The sequence below is a fragment of the Streptomyces liliifuscus genome, assembly GCF_016598615.1.
In the GTDB taxonomy this organism is placed as follows: domain Bacteria; phylum Actinomycetota; class Actinomycetes; order Streptomycetales; family Streptomycetaceae; genus Streptomyces; species Streptomyces liliifuscus.
The window spans coordinates 4319287-4332517 of sequence record NZ_CP066831.1 but is presented as its reverse complement, the minus strand read 5'-3'; the positions used below and the strand labels follow the sequence as shown (position 1 = coordinate 4332517).

The 13231-nt window shown below is 70.4% G+C and carries 11 protein-coding genes; 6 read left to right on the top strand and 5 right to left on the bottom strand.

Features of this window, described 5'->3' with window-relative positions; translation table 11 throughout:
- The first annotated feature begins 28 nt into the window (after positions 1-28).
- The gene (gene leuE, locus JEQ17_RS18275) at positions 29-682 is read left to right on the top strand and encodes a leucine efflux protein LeuE (protein ID WP_200396246.1); all 654 of its coding nucleotides are present in this window, start codon (positions 29-31) and stop codon (positions 680-682) included.
- On the opposite strand, the gene JEQ17_RS18270 is transcribed toward leuE, so the two are convergent.
- Entirely contained in the window at positions 679-2184 is a 1506-nt protein-coding gene (locus JEQ17_RS18270; RefSeq protein ID WP_234048251.1) for an FAD-dependent oxidoreductase, read from the bottom strand. The genes leuE and JEQ17_RS18270 overlap by 4 nt on opposite strands.
- A 71-nt stretch (positions 2185-2255) precedes the next feature.
- On the opposite strand from JEQ17_RS18270, the gene JEQ17_RS18265 reads away from it, so the two are divergent.
- The gene (locus tag JEQ17_RS18265) at positions 2256-2906 is read left to right on the top strand and encodes a TetR/AcrR family transcriptional regulator C-terminal domain-containing protein (protein ID WP_200396245.1); all 651 of its coding nucleotides are present in this window, start codon (positions 2256-2258) and stop codon (positions 2904-2906) included.
- A gap of 94 nt (positions 2907-3000) precedes the next feature.
- Here JEQ17_RS18265 and JEQ17_RS18260 read toward each other — a convergent pair whose 3' ends face one another.
- The 4 genes from JEQ17_RS18260 to JEQ17_RS18245 form a co-directional block, all read right to left on the bottom strand.
- Positions 3001-3939, bottom strand: coding sequence for a class I SAM-dependent methyltransferase (locus JEQ17_RS18260; RefSeq protein WP_200396244.1), 939 nt, complete (start codon positions 3937-3939; stop codon positions 3001-3003).
- Positions 3940-4030: 91 nt separating this feature from the next.
- Positions 4031-5191, bottom strand: coding sequence for an acyltransferase family protein (locus JEQ17_RS18255; RefSeq protein ID WP_200396243.1), 1161 nt, complete (start codon positions 5189-5191; stop codon positions 4031-4033).
- Between the two features lie 309 nt (positions 5192-5500).
- Positions 5501-6835 (bottom strand): polysialyltransferase family glycosyltransferase, encoded by a 1335-nt coding sequence (locus JEQ17_RS18250; protein ID WP_200396242.1) that lies wholly within the window; start codon positions 6833-6835, stop codon positions 5501-5503.
- The gene (locus JEQ17_RS18245; protein ID WP_200396241.1) at positions 6832-7809 is read right to left on the bottom strand and encodes a glycosyltransferase family 2 protein; all 978 of its coding nucleotides are present in this window, start codon (positions 7807-7809) and stop codon (positions 6832-6834) included. The genes JEQ17_RS18250 and JEQ17_RS18245 overlap by 4 nt, the downstream gene beginning before the upstream one ends.
- Before the next feature lie 198 nt (positions 7810-8007).
- Between JEQ17_RS18245 and JEQ17_RS18240 the strand changes: the two genes are divergently transcribed.
- The 4 genes from JEQ17_RS18240 (at position 8008) to JEQ17_RS18225 (ending at position 12895) form a co-directional block, all read left to right on the top strand.
- The gene (locus JEQ17_RS18240; RefSeq protein ID WP_200396240.1) at positions 8008-9369 is read left to right on the top strand and encodes a DUF6716 putative glycosyltransferase; all 1362 of its coding nucleotides are present in this window, start codon (positions 8008-8010) and stop codon (positions 9367-9369) included.
- Between the two features lie 62 nt (positions 9370-9431).
- Positions 9432-10745: an N-acylneuraminate cytidylyltransferase gene (locus tag JEQ17_RS18235; protein WP_200396239.1), complete on the top strand. Its 1314-nt coding sequence runs from the start codon at positions 9432-9434 to the stop codon at positions 10743-10745.
- 14 nt (positions 10746-10759) lie between these two features.
- Positions 10760-11698, top strand: a complete 939-nt coding sequence (locus JEQ17_RS18230; protein WP_200396238.1) for an N-acetylneuraminate synthase family protein — start codon at positions 10760-10762, stop codon at positions 11696-11698.
- 51 nt (positions 11699-11749) lie between these two features.
- Entirely contained in the window at positions 11750-12895 is a 1146-nt protein-coding gene (locus JEQ17_RS18225; RefSeq protein WP_200396237.1) for a hypothetical protein, read from the top strand.
- The last annotated feature ends 336 nt before the right edge of the window (positions 12896-13231 follow it).

Genomic DNA, 13231 nt, shown 5'->3' with positions numbered 1-13231 from the left:
GTCGTACCCGCGTGCCACACTTCGTCCCATGCTTGGCGTAATCGACCTCCCCACGTACCTCGCGGGCCTCGTGCTGATCGTCCTGCTGCCCGGGCCCAACTCCCTCTATGTGCTGTCCGTCGCCGCGCGGCGGGGCATCAGGACCGGATACCGGGCCGCCGCGGGCGTCTGGTGCGGGGACGCCGTGCTGATGACGCTGTCGGCAGCAGGCGTCGCCTCGCTGCTGCAGGCCAACGCACTGCTGTTCGGGATCGTGAAGTACGCGGGAGCCGGGTATCTGACCTGGCTGGCGGTCGGCATGCTGCGGGCCGCGTGGGGCATGTGGCGGACCCGCAAGGAGCGGACCGAGTCACAGGAGGCCGCCGCCCCGGCCGCCGAGGAGCGGCCCTTCCGGCGGGCGCTCGTCATCAGCCTGTTCAACCCGAAGGCGATCCTGTTCTTCGTCGCCTTCTTCGTGCAGTTCGTCGACCCGGGATACGCGTACCCCGCCCTGTCCTTCGTGGTGCTCGGCGCCTTCGCCCAGCTGGCGAGCGTCCTCTACCTCAGCGCGCTGATATTCGGTGGTACGAAGCTGGCGGCGGCCTTCCGGCGGCGCAGGCGGCTCTCCGCCGGGGCCACCTCCGCGGCCGGCGCCCTCTTCCTCGGCTTCGCGGTGAAGCTCTCCCTCTCGAACACCGCCTAGCCGGCAGTCCCCGACACCGCCTGGCCGACAGTCCCCGACACGGCCCGGCCGACGGCGCCCGCACCCACTCCCACCCGCGCCGCGTACTCCGCCAGCCCCTGCTCGGTCCCGCCCGCCCAGCCCACGTAACCGTCGGGCCGGACGAGGAACACCCCGGTTCCGTACGCCTCGTACGCCGGAATCCGGACCGTGCGGGCCGCGAGCTCAGGCAGGTCGGTGTCCGTGCCCACCGTGAGCAGTGTCCAGTGCGGACCCCGGAAGGCGTCGAAGAGGCGTACGCCGCCTCGGATGCCGTCCGGGGCGCGGTCGCCCGCGTGGAGGGCGTTCTCCGGCAGGTCGTCCCGGGTCTCCCGCGCGAGTGAGGAGTCCCGGTAGCCGAGGCCCAGCTGCTGCGTGGCCGTGCCACGCCGGACCTCGCCCCGGTGGACGCGGGTGGAGAGACCGAGCATGTGCGCGGCGATCGGCAGCCGCTCCTCCTCGTACGAGTCGAGGAGGGACTCGGGAGCCTCGCCCCGCAGGACGGCCCCGAGCTTCCACCCGAGGTTGTAGGCGTCCTGGACGCTGGTGTTCAGGCCCTGTCCGCCCGCCGGCGAGTGGATGTGCGCCGCGTCGCCCGCGAGGAACACCCGCCCTTGACGGAAACGGTCCGCCATGGCGGCACGCGGCCGGAAGTCGGAGGCCCAGCGCACCTCGGTCACGTCGTCGGCCGCGAGGTGCGTCCGCGTGGCGACCAGCTTCCGGATGCCGTCGAGGGACAGGTCCGGTTCGGCGGCCGGATCCTCGAAGCCGCCCGCCAGCTGGAAGTCCTCCGTGTGCGGCAGCGGGCAGATCGCGAGGAAGCCCTCGCCGTCGGCGGGCGGGAACACATGCCAGTTGTCGCGGTCGAGTCCGCTGATGCGCAGGTCCGCCACGATCGCCGGACCCGGGTCCACGGTCTCCCCGGTCATGCCGATGCCGAGTGCGCGCCGCACGGCCGAGCGGCCGCCGTCCGCGGCGACGGCCCAGCGGGCCCGGACCGGGGCGCCGGAGGCGAAGGCCGCGGTCACGCCGTCCGCGTCCTGGGAGAGGCCGGTCAGCTCGCGGCCGAAGGCGATGCTCCCGCCCAGCTCCTCCAGGCGCGCGAACAGGATCTCCTGCGTGCGCCACTGGGGCACCATCCACGGGACGCCCGCGTAGGGCTCGGCCTCCGTCACCTCCGTCTCGTCGAACATCCGGTGCTCGCCCTGCCGGGTCCCGTTCCGCCAGATCATCCCGACGGGATACGCGCCGCCTCCCGCCCGGGTCGCGTCCAGCACACCGAGGTCGTCGAAGACCTCCAGCGTCCGCGGCTGGAGCCCCTTGCCGCGCGAGCCGGGGAAGAGCTCGCCGGCCCGCTCGACGACGAGGGCGCGCACCCCGCGCCGGGCCAGGTCGACCGCGAGGGCGAGCCCGGTGGGCCCCGCGCCGACGACCAGCACATCGGTGTCTGTCATGTCCATCTGTTCATGCGTACGCGTGGTCATGCCCGCACTCCTTAACGCTGTTAAGTTCGCTTCCCTTCGAGAGTGGCCTTAACGCCGTTAAGCTGTCAAGTGTGAATACGGAACGCCGAGCGCCCCTCGACCGCAAACGGGTCGCGGACACCGCTCTGAAGCTGCTGAACGAGGTGGGCCTGGACGGCCTCAGCCTGCGGGCCATCGCGAAGGAGCTGGACGTCAAGGCGCCCGCTCTGTACTGGCACTTCAAGGACAAACAGGCGCTGCTCGACGAGATGGCGACCGAGATGTACCGCCGGATGATCGCCGGCACCGCCCTCGACCCGGACGACACCTGGCAGGAGCGGCTGCGCAGGACCAACCTGGGCCTGCGGGCCTCGCTGCTCGGCTATCGCGACGGCGCGAAGGTGTTCAGCGGTTCACGCTTCACCGGCATCGAGCACGCCGGGCAGATGGAGGAGAGCCTGCGGCTGTTCACGGCCGCCGGTTTCACCCTGGCCCAGGCGGTCCGCGCGACCTCGACGACGTACCTCTACACCCTCGGTTTCGTCACCGAGGAACAGGGCGTCGAGCCACTGCCCGGCGAACGCAGGGAGGGCTACGACGTACACGAACGCGCCCGCCTGATGGCCGACTATCCCTTGTCGGCTCAGGCGGGCGCGGAGATCTTCGAGAACTACGACCAACACTTCGAAGAGGGTCTGGACTTGGTGATCACAGGCATCGAGACCCGCTACCGGGCCCCGTGAGGGGCAGCGCCCCGAAAGGGGCGCGGGGAACTGCGCGACAAGCCACAACGAATCCGCAGCCGACACACCACCCCCACCAGAGCGAGCGAAGCGGCTAGCCGCGCTCAGCCCGCTTGGCGGCACGACTGCGCTGCACGGCCCGCGTGACGACCGGCGGCAGCAGGTCGAGCGCGATACGCCGGGTACGGGACCGCCCGGTACGACGGGCCGGGGGCCGCGCGGCGGCCGGAGCGGGCTGCCGCACAGGCTCCGGAGCGGCGGCGACGGGCTCCACGAAGTGCCGGGAGCGGGGGAACGGCGGCGGTTTCATGCCCTGGGACCTGGTCCGGATCAACCGGTGCCCCGCGGCCATCTGCACGCTCAGACCGAAGTCCTCGCGCTCCTTGATCATCGCGAGCAGCTTCTCCTGGATCGGCTCCGGGTCGCCCCAGGTCCCGTACAGCTTCTGGGTGCTGAGGCAGATGGGCCGCAGACCGCGGTTGAGCACGGCCTCCCACGCGGCGACCGAGACCCCGGGGGTGTGCTCGGAGCGGAAGTCGTCCAGGACCACGATGCCGCCGGGCAGCAGGATGTCGTGGGCCGCGCCGATGTCGCCGTGGACGTGCTCGTACAGGTGCGAGGCGTCGATGTGGACGAAGCGACAGGTCGTGTCGGAGACCTCCTTGGAGATCACGGAGCTCGGTCCCTGGATGACCGTCGGCAGCGTGTCGTGGAAGGAGAGATAGTTCCGCTCGAAGGCCTGCCTCGTCAGTGACGAGTACGACTTCGTCGCCTCGGCCCGGTTGGACTCGTCCGGCGCGTCCCCCTCGAACAGGTCGCACACGGTGAACGTCTCGCCGTCCCTCAGATGGTGGCCGAGGAGGATCGCGCTCTTGCCCATGTAGACGCCGAGCTCCAGCAGATCGCCTTGTATCCCCTCCGTCTCCTGCTGCTCGAGCAGCCAGGTGAAGAGCACCTGGTCCAGCGGCGGGAACCAGCCCGGGACGTCCTTGAGCTCGCCGGGGTGGCTGGGGGTCTGCTGTGAGTTGGCCATGTGATGAGTCTTCTCCCTCGGTACGTGGCGAACTTTCGAGAACCTGAATGTCCGGTGAACAGAGCGCGCGCCGTCGGTGGGGAACCCGGCGTCAGCGCGGCTTGGAGAGCATCTTGCGCATACGTGGTGTCAGCGGGTCCTCGACGAACCGGTTGAGGAGCCAGGCCAGGGTGAGCATCGACAGAACCGTCAGGGGCAGGGTCGCGTAGGCCGGGATGTCCAGCTTCTGGTGGTAGGCCTCGATGACGACCCAGCCCAGGTGCTCGTGCACCAGGTAGAAGGGGTAGGTCAGGGCGCCCGCGACCGTCAGCCAGCGCCAGTTCGCCCAGTTCAGCCACCCCAGGGCGATCACGGCGACCGCGACGAAGCCGAACGTGACGACGAGGACGATTCCGAAGGAGGTGCGGTAGGAGAAGAAGTCCGGGTTCGGCGCGTGCCACAGCCCGCGCACCGCCTGGTGCTGGCCGATCAGCCAGCTCACGATCACTATGCCCCAGGCGTACGCGTCGTGCCGGTCGCGGTGGACCAGATAGAGGCCGATGCCGCCGATGAAGAACGGCGCGTACTCGGGCATCAGGACCAGGTCGAGCAGCGGCTCGTTCGCGGCCTGGGTGAGGACCGCGGCCAGGGTCCAGCCCGCGCAGAACATGATCACGCGCTGCCGGGTGGCGCCCGGCATGACGACGCACAGTGCGAACAGCGCGTAGAAGCGGACCTCGGCCCAGAGCGTCCAGCAGACCCCGAGCACCCGGTCCGCACCGAGCGGCTGCTGCATCATGGTCAGGTTCACCAGGGTGTCGCTCGGCGAGACCGTCTTGTACGCCACCACGGGCAGCGCGAACACCACCGTCACGATGACGATCGCCGCCCAGTAGGACGGCAGCAGCCGGGACGCCCTGGAGGCGAAGAACGAGCGCAGCGGCCTTCCCCAGCCGCTCATGCAGATCACGAAGCCGCTGATGACGAAGAAGACCTGCACACCCAGACAGCCGTACGCGAACCACGTGTGCATCGTCGGGAACTGCGCCTTCGCCGAGGTCCCCCAGGCCTGTGTGACCTCGCCGCCACGACCGCCGTAGTGGTACGCGGCCACCATCAGCGCGGCGATCAGCCGCAGCCCGTCCAGGGCCCGCAGCCGGTTCTCCCGGGGCTTCTTCGGCTGCGGCGGGCTGGGCCTGTCGGCCGCCGGGAGGACGGCACGGACCACCGTGCCCACGGACGTCGTACGTGTGTCCTCGGGAATGTCGGTCACGGGTCCCCTCAACGGCCGTTCTGTGAAGTCGTGCGCACTGCGGGCCGTGGATTCCGTGACCCGGGGCCTCCGAGGGCCTCAGTTAATTCACAGCACACTAGTCCGACTCACAGGCCACTCCCGGCCCACGGGTCAACCCTTCTCCACCCGGACTCGATGAGTTCACCCGTCCGTTGTTTTCGATTTCCACTTTCCTCACGTACGGCTCTCGCACGGACGGGCCGATGGCCGCCAGACACGCGTTCGGGGCCGGTTCCAGAGGAACCGGCCCCGAACACGCTTGCGTGGATGAGCGATCAAGAGCGGGGCTCAGCGGCGCACGGCCTTCTTCAGGGAGCGGGCGCGGCGGGCCACCCGGCGCACCGCGGCGCTGCGCGGAAGGAACGCCAGCTGCGCCGGGACCGCGCCCGGTAGCGCCAGCGAGGTGAGGCGCTTGCGCTTGAAGTACCGCCAGGTGTGCGTGTTCAGATGCTTCGTCAGATAGGCCTCGGCGGCCGGACGCAGGTCCGGGTAGATCTTCGGCTGCATCGCGTAGCCGACGGCCCGCACGAGGTCGGTCAGGCCCTGCTCGTCCGTGCCCCGGCGCTGCTCGGTGACCGCCTTGCGGTCGGTCAGGTCCGGCAGCAGCGCGTCGACGACCGTCACCGGCACGCGGTTGCTGTTCTCGTACGGCGTCAGACGGTCGAGGAGGGTGGCGGTGCCGACCCGGGCGACCGGCAGGCCGTACAGCGCGTAGGCCGTGAGCAGTGCCGTGGAGAAGCAGCCGACGACCAGGGCGGGACGCATCCGCTGGTAGAGGACCTCGGCGAGGACCGGGGTGTCGAGCACCGTCAGGTCGGCGCCCAGCTTCTCGGCCTCCTTCTCCAGACCGCGCGTCCAGCGGGCCGGCGCCGAGGGGTGCGGCTTGAACACCACGCGGGTGTGGCCGAGTTCGACGGCACCCTTCAGCATCCGCACATGGAGGTCCTCCTCCTGCTCGGGCGTGAGGATGCCGAGCGCGGAGAGGTACTGGCCGAGCAGCAGGGCGGGTTCGTCGATCGACGGCAACGAGTCGCCCGTGTCGACCAGTTCGGCGAGCACCTTCACGAAGGCGTCCGTCGGCACGATCTCCGAGTCCACACCGAACTCGGTGAGCAGGAGGGGCCGCAGACCCGGAACCAGGTCGAGGTGGAGCAGCCGGTCCACGCGGGTGCCGACCAGCGGGTCGATCTTGTTGCGCGTGGGGCCGTAGCTCATCAGACCGTCGGCGTACACGGTGACGGGCGCGCCGGTGAAGATCTGCGTGACGCCGAGCGCGGGATTGACCTGGATCGACTCGACGGCGAGTTCCACGGGATCGTCGCCGAGCCCCCACGCGAGCCGCAGGTGCCGCTCCCAGATCGGGACGTCGTCGAGCCGGGGAGCCCAGCCGCCCGGGTGGAAGGGGGAGATGGTCTCGTTCCACGACACCACGTCGTCGAACCGCTCGCGCAGCCGGTCGAACCCGGGCATCTCGTCGACACCGGGCGTCGTCTCCGGCGTCGCCGTGTTGTTGCAGACGAGCAGGATGCGGCGGTCCGCCGGCGCGAAACAGTCGGAGTCGAGGGCGGCGGCCAGCGTGGCCGTGCCGTACAGCGTCGACGCCAGGAAGATCTGCGTGGTCACGCGGCGACCCCCGCGGCGGCCGGGCGGCGGCGCAGTCGGCGCAGCCGGGTGGCGCGCTGGATGTCCATGGAGTCGAGGGCCTCGTCGAGGACGTTCTGCGGCATACGGCGCAATGCCGCGGCGCTCATCGACTTCAGTTTCCGTGCCACCTGTGGCTCGAACCTTTCGATGGATCCCAGATGATGGGAAATAATCGCGCAATATGTGCGCACGGCCTTGGGAAGCAGTTTGTCCGCGTCCGGGTCCTGCGCGGTTTCCACGACGACCTGGTCGAACGCGCGAATGAAATCGAGCTGGCGCACATCGCCGATCTGGGTCAGCGAGGACGCGACACCGCGCCGGTAGAACACGCCGAGCAGCCCCACCGTGGCGAAGGACTCGGCCTCCCGGTGGAGCTTCCAGATCCACGGCCGGTCCTCGGCCGTGCGCAGCCCGTCGGTGAAGTGCAGCAGGCCACGGTCGACCAGCCGTCGGTGGTAGATGCCCGCCCAGGCGTAGGCGTAGTCGACGGAGGTGGACCGGTCGGCGGGCAGGATCGCCTCGCGCGGATTCAGTACGACACCGCGCCTGCCGTGCGGCACGCGGTGGATGGCACGGGCCCGCGCGGTGCACTGGACATGGTCGGTACGGACGAAGTCGCACCCCAAGTCCTCGATGGCGCCCAGGAGTTGCTCGTAATAGCCGGGGGCCAGCCAGTCGTCCCCGTCGAGGAACGTGAGATATTCGCCGCGTGCCGCGTCGATTCCCGTGTTGCGCGCGGTGGCCAGCCCTCCGTTCTGCTCGTGTCTGACATGCACCGCGCCCGGGAGCTCGCGCTCCGCGCGCGCGAGGATGTCCGGGGTCTCGTCGCGCGAACAGTCGTCGACGAGAATGAATTCGAAGTCCTCGCGTGCGTTCGCACGCAGACTCCTCAGGGTGTCGGGTGCGTATTGCTGCACGTTGTAGAACGGCACGATGACGGAGAGCTTGACCACCCGAGTGACGTTAGGCGGCGGCCCGACATTCGTCTTGACCGCTGGTGAGATACAAGGTGAACGACGCGTGGCGGATTGGTGAATCAGGTCTTTTGCGCTGCCGATCCGGGGCTGATTCGCCATTCGGCGATGTGCTGTTAACCCTTTGTTGCATTCTGGTTGGGCCGCACATCGGAATCGCTTCCTAGCGTCTTGGACGTGCCAGCAAGTACCTCGAAGTCCCTGCGAGTCGCCGTCCTCGCCGATTCCGACACCCGGTGGAAATGGGGCGCGCTCACCGCGAACCGTATCGCACCGGCCGATTCGGACATCCGGCTCGACGGCTACCTCCTGCGAGGCCGTGCGACCCCCACCGCCCGACAGCTCGAAGAGGTCGGCGTGCGCGCGGACTCCCTCCGGGAGGTCACCGCCGTGGAGTTCCTGCGGGAGATGTCCCGCGCCTCCGAGGGGGCCGACGGGACCGAGGGGGAGCCCGCGTACGACCTCGTCGTGCTCTCGCTCGTCGGCGGCGCCGTCCAGGCGATGCTGCACGGACTCTCGTACCAGTGGCGGGAGCGCTTCGGACCGGGGCGCGTCAAGCGGCCCGTCGTCGTCACCGGCTATGTGGGGGTCGTCTACGAGAAGCTCGCCGACGGGCTGCTGCTGCGGCACGGCGCGGACCTCGTCCTCGCCAACTCCCGCCAGGACGCGGACCGTTTCACCGCCGTGTACGAGGGAGTGGGCGCCGACGCCTCCTCCGTGACCGAGGTCGCGCTGCCGTTCCTCGGCGGCGCCGCCTACGAGAAGCACGACCCGTACACGGTCGTCTTCGCCGCGCAGCCCTCCGTCCCGGAGAGCCGCAAGGACCGTACGTACCTGCTGAACCGGCTGGTGAAGCACGCACGGCTGCACCCGGACCGCGAGGTCCTGCTGAAGCTGCGCTCCAAGCCGGGCGAGCACACCACGCACATCGAGGAGCAGCCCTACCAGCGCCTCGCGGAGCGGATCCCGGGCGGCCTGCCCGCCAACTTCCGCCTCGTGTACGGGCACATGGGCGAGGTCCTCGACCGTACGGACCTGCTGGTCACCGTCAGCTCCACGGCGGCCCTCGAGTCCCTGCACCGCCGGATCCCCACCGTCGTCCTCACCGACCTCGGTGTGCGCGAGTCGCTCGGCAACCACCACTTCGTGGGCTCCGGGTGCCTCGCCTCCTGGGACGAGCTGGACGCCGGGCACGAGCCGTCGCCCGACGAGCAGTGGGTGGGCCGGCAGGGGGTCGCCGCCGACGGATCGTACGAGACGGCCTTCGACGCGGCCCGTGAGCGCATCGCGAAGCTGCTCGGTCAGGGCGGACTCACTGCCCTCGCCCCCTACTACACGCCCGCCACCGCGCCCGGCTATCTGCCCGGCATCCTCGCCCGCCACCACCTCGGCCCGGACGGCAGCCCGCTGCCCGGCGCCCCCGACGCCGACAAGGAACCGGGCCCCGTGCGGCAGATCGTGCGCCGGGCGGCCCGGGGTGCCTACCGGCACGGCGTGCAGCGCGTGGCGCCCGTCATCCGGCGCATGGGCGAGCTGTGACCGCCCTCCCGACGGATCCGCGAGCCGCGGGCGTCCAGAACCCTCCTCAAGGAGTACAGCCAATGACCAACTCGCAAGCGGGCCAGGCGACAGCGGGCCGCGTGAAGCCGGTGCGCCGGGTGCTCGCGGTGATCCCCGCGCGGGGCGGCTCCAAGGGCGTCCCCGCCAAGAACCTCCTCCCCGTCGGGGGCGTGCCGCTGGTGGCCCGTGCGGTGCGCGAGTGCGTCGCGGCCCGGCTCGTGACGGACGTCGTGGTCTCCACCGACGACCAGGCGATCGCCGCCGCCGCCCGCGAGGCCGGCGCGGAGGTCGTGCTCCGCCCCGCCGCCATCGCCGGCGACACCGCCACCTCCGAGGCGGCCGTCCTGCACGCCATGGACGCCCACGAGGCGCTGCACGGCTCGGTCGTCGACGCCGTACTCCTCGTGCAGTGCACCAGCCCCTTCATCATCCGCGAGGACATCGACGGGGTCGCCGGAGCGGTCGTCGAGAACGGCGCGGACACCGCACTGACCGTGGCGCCCTTCCACGGGTTCATCTGGCGGGACGCGGACGACGACCCGACCGCCGTCGACACCGGGCGCACCCAGGCCGTCGGCGGCACCACCACCGTCGCCAACACCACGGCCACGGACGGCGGTTACGGCGTCAACCACGACAAGTCCTTCCGCCCGCGCCGCCAGGACCGCCCCCAGGACCTCCTGGAGACCGGCGCCGCCTACGCCATGAACGCGGCGGGGCTGCGCGAGCACAAGCACCGCTTCTTCGGCCGTACGGAACTCGTCCGCACCGACCCCGCCCGGGTCCTGGAGATCGACGACCCGCACGACCTCGCCCGTGCCCGGGCCCTCGCGCCGCTCTTCGACGCGAACCGCCCCGGCACCCTCCCGACCGCCGAAGACATCGACGCGGTCGTCCTCGACTTCGACGGCACCCAGACCGACGACAGGGTGCTGATCGACTCCGACGGACGGGAGTTCGTCTCCGTGCACCGCGGGGACGGACTCGGTATCGCGGCCCTCCGCAAGAGCGGCCTCACGATGCTGATCCTGTCCACGGAGCAGAACCCGGTCGTCGCCGCCCGAGCCCGGAAGCTGCAGATCCCGGTGCTCCACGGCATCGACCGGAAAGACCTCGCACTGAAGCAGTGGTGCGAGGAACAGGGCATCGCGCCCGAGCGCGTGCTCTACGTCGGCAACGACGTCAACGACCTCCCGTGCTTCGCCCTCGTGGGCTGGCCCGTGGCGGTCGCGAGCGCCCACGACGTCGTACGCGGCGCCGCGCGCGCGGTCACCACCGTTCCCGGCGGCGACGGCGCGATCCGAGAGATCGCCAGCTGGATCCTCGGCCCTTCTCTCGACTCCCTCGACAAGTAAGGAACTTCTCCACCATGAGCACCAACTCCCGTCTGCGCCAGTTCGGTTCGAAGACCGCCGGCCCGGGTCACCCCGTCTACGTCGTCGGCGAGATCGGCATCAACCACAACGGCGACCTCGAGAACGCCTTCAAGCTGATCGACGCCGCCGCCGAGGCCGGCTGCGACGCCGTGAAGTTCCAGAAGCGCACCCCGGAGATCTGCACCCCGCGCGACCAGTGGGACATCGAGCGCGACACCCCCTGGGGCCGCATGACCTACATCGACTACCGCCACCGCGTGGAGTTCGGCGAGGACGAGTACCGCCAGATCGACGAGTACTCCAAGAGCAAGAACATCGCCTGGTTCGCCTCCCCGTGGGACACCGAGGCCGTCGCCTTCCTGGAGAAGTTCGACGTCCCGGCCCACAAGGTGGCGTCCGCCTCCCTCACGGACGACGAGCTGCTGCGCGCCCTGCGCGGCACCGGCCGCACGGTCATCCTCTCCACCGGCATGTCGACGCCGAAGCAGATCCGCCACGCGGTCGAGGTCCTCGGCAGCGACAACATCCTGATGTGCCACGCCACGTCGACCTACCCGGCGCAGGCCGAGGAGCTCAACCTCCGCGTCATCAACACCCTCCAGGCCGAGTTCCCGAACGTCCCGATCGGCTACTCCGGCCACGAGACGGGCCTGCAGACCACCCTCGCCGCGGTCGCCCTGGGCGCCACCTTCGTCGAGCGTCACATCACCCTCGACCGCGCGATGTGGGGCTCCGACCAGGCCGCCTCCGTCGAGCCGCAGGGCCTGACCCGCCTCGTCCGCGACATCCGCACCATCGAGGCCTCCCTCGGCGACGGCGTCAAGAAGGTCTACGAGTCCGAGCTCGGCCCGATGAAGAAGCTGCGCCGCGTCCCGGGTGTCGTCGCCGAGGCCGAGATCGCTGCGGCGGCGGGCGAGCCCGTCGCGGTCTGAGTCACCTCCGAATCCCGATCAGGATCAAGGGAAAGCGACGGTCGTACGTCGATGAGTCCCCGCGCCGGGTCCACCGGCTCCCAGTCACCCGCACCCGCCACACTGGCTTTCGTAGAGAGCCCGGTGCAGCTCCTCAACGTCCTGGAGTGGGCACATGTCCACGCCCTAAGGACGGCCGCGGAGCCCTCCGGACCCCCGGGTCCGGAGCTGGAGGGCGGGCGGCCCCGGCCCGGCGCGGGACTCACCCTTGTCGTGCTCTCGCCCACCGACCCGATGACCCGCGGACAGCTCCGGCGCATGGCCGAGCTCGCTCGCGACGAGGGGTACGAGGTGCGCTGGGAGGAGGCGCGGGGCGGCACGACAGCCCCCTTCCACACGGTCGGCGGACTCGCCCCGCTTCTGCGGCGCGCCGAGCGGATCGTGATGGGCGACCCCTTCTCCCGTTACGTACAACTGCTGCTCACCATCACCCGGGCCCGTGACCTCGTCGTCGTCGACGACGGGACCGCGACCATGGAGTTCGTCTCCCAGCTCGCCAAGGGTGAGCGGCTGGTGCGCTGGCACCGGCGCGGCGGTCGTCCCGGGGCCCGTGACCTGGTCTTCGCACCGGTCTCGGCCCGGGCCCGCCGACGGCTCACGCCGGGGAACGGACGGCGGGTGGAGGTCTTCTCCTCCATGCCGATCACCGAGACGCCCGAGGGCGTCACCATCACGGCCAACGACTTCTCCTGGACGAGGTCCCGGTTCGGCCCTCCCCGGATCACGAAGGGCGCCGACCTGGTCGGAACGTCCCTGGTGGAGACGGGAGTCGTGGACCCCGACCGCTATCTGGAGGCGGTGAAGGGGCTCGCGACGACCTATGGCGCGACCCGGTACTTCGCCCACCGCAGGGAGAGCCCGGACAAGCTGCACCGGCTCGCGGTCGAGACCGGCCTGGAGATCGTCCGCCCGGACCTCCCGCTCGAACTGATCGCCCGCCGCGGCCCCATCGGCCGTACGATCCTGAGCTTCCCGTCGACCGTGGTGCACACGTTGCCCCTCGCTCTCGTCGGCACGGAGGTCAAGGTCGCGGTGTGCGACATCGACCCGGCCTGGCTCACGGAGAGCGCCTCCCCCCGGGCCCAGGGCTTCCTCTCGGGTGTCACGGGCACGGCCCGGGACGTCCACCGGTTGTCGGCCGTCTCGACGGCCACCTGATCCGGTACCCCGGGGGGTCACTGGCCGTACGCGGGGTGCGGGCCGGATGTGGCTGGTCGCGCAGTTCCCCGCGCCCCTAAAGACGAAAAGCCAGGGGCGCAGCCCCGCTTTTCAGGGGCGCGGGGAACTGCGCGACCAGCCCCACCCACCCGCACCCGGCACACCATCCGGAGCCGAGCCACGACAGGCCCGCCAGGCCCGCCTGTCCGTCAGGTGAACAGAACCGGCCAGGGCCACGTATGCGTGGTATGCGTAGAGAGCCTGTCCCCGGAGACCCGGGAATGGGCATCGCCGCCCGGAGGTTCTCCCATCAGGAGACCTGGATCACGATCCATT